Annotated in this window: 1 protein-coding gene; it reads right to left on the bottom strand. The window is 40.3% G+C overall.

Going from position 1 to position 258, the window contains the following annotated elements:
• Positions 1 to 117 precede the first annotated feature (117 nt).
• Positions 118 to 258: winged helix-turn-helix domain-containing protein (locus GPK89_RS16780; RefSeq protein ID WP_215691583.1), on the bottom strand; the 141-nt coding region annotated here is incomplete at its 5' end.

Genomic DNA, 258 nt, shown 5'->3' with positions numbered 1-258 from the left:
AGAACAATCCACACAGCTTTGCTATCAACGATAATGCCAATGCCGCCCCAAAATAGAATAAGAATACTGCTGACAACAATTTGCCTTTTCACTTCTTTATTTCTGATAAAGTCCATATCAACCCACCTTATAGCCAAGCCCACGAACAGTAATTATGATTTCCGGCTCCTGCGGATTGGTTTCAATTTTGTCACGCAGCCTTTTCATGTAAACAGTCAGCGTATTATCATTGATAAACTCTCCGGTAGTGTCCCATAA

The organism is Gemmiger formicilis (assembly GCF_018784445.1).
GTDB lineage: Bacteria > Bacillota > Clostridia > Oscillospirales > Ruminococcaceae > Gemmiger.
Note: the sequence above shows the minus strand (reverse complement) of the source record. Positions and strands in the feature narration are given on the sequence as shown.